The organism is Streptomyces sp. NPDC031274 (genome assembly GCF_055570235.1).
Window position 1 is genome coordinate 1 of record NZ_JBVIHP010000477.1, and the last position, 1,044, is coordinate 1,044.

The window sequence follows — 1,044 nt, forward strand, 5'->3', positions numbered from 1 at the left end:
GTCCAACTCGCCGTAGCGGTGGTCATGTTCCAGCGGCTTCATGGACACGGCGGCTTACCTTTTCGGGTAGTTCGGAGGCTAGAGGTAGATCGGGAATGTGGCGTGCACGATGAATCCATGCGGGCTCGAGCTGTCACGCTTGAGGATCACGCGGGCGGCGCGTGTGTCGACCGGCTCACGTCCGGCAAGCATCATCGCCTGCAACAGCACACGACCAACCGGCTCGGTCCGCGAGGGCCAGGAAGCTTCGATGGTGAGGCGCTGCCGGGTGCCCTGGGCGAGCCAACGGTGGATGAGCTGTTCATTGCGGGTGACAACTTGTTGCGTGGCCCATTGGGTCGTTTCGCGGTCGGGGTAGGTCGAACTCCTTGTCCGCCCACGCCAGAGATTTTCCACAGTGCGCACCTTGTCGATCCGTGCAGAGGAACCAGTGGACCTCAGCCGTACATGGGAAGCCGCGCCCCAGGAAGTTCAGGGACGGCTCGAGACGAGAGCCTCTTTGGTGATGTTCCCGATCACGACGGATTGAAGGACCAGAAGACGCCGACCTCGGATGAGGAGATTACGACCAATCCATAGTCTGCCCCGTACTCCGTGAATGGGGACCACCCCAGACCAGGCTCAAGGTTTCCACGGCGAACATCGAATCGCTTTGCCACACGAGCTTCGGTGACGTTTGTGTAGCAACGAAAATCCGGGGAGAATCGCGAGAGAAGAGTACGCGAACTATCGCGCAAATCCTCTGCCTCTTCCCGGTAGTTCGGAATATTTTCCAGACGGCAGGAATCATCCATGAAGGCCACGAGCAGTTCTGACGCAACCTCGGGCTCGACTTCGTAGAGCCGTTCCCCAAGGAATTCAACCGTGGGACGCAAGAAGGGAAATGAGGGGCCCATTTTCGCCCGCCCTTCATCGTTTCCCTCATCCCAATCAAGCGCGGCCCATCCCCGCGGATCTGCCACCTCTCGATTCATTACCGCTATGGCATCGAGGCGCCAATCCCTGTGCAGGCGAGGACCAGTCCGTATAAACACGTACTCATCC

2 protein-coding genes are annotated in these 1,044 nt (G+C 59.4%); both read right to left on the bottom strand.

Annotation, left to right across the window (positions count from 1 at the left end):
- Window positions 1-78 precede the first annotated feature (78 nt).
- Window positions 79-396 (bottom strand): RNase A-like domain-containing protein, encoded by a 318-nt coding sequence (locus ACZ5CR_RS47300; protein ID WP_468870261.1) that lies wholly within the window; start codon window positions 394-396, stop codon window positions 79-81.
- A gap of 119 nt (window positions 397-515) precedes the next feature.
- On the bottom strand, window positions 516-1,044 hold a 529-nt coding region (locus tag ACZ5CR_RS47305; RefSeq protein ID WP_468870263.1), incomplete at its 5' end, for a hypothetical protein.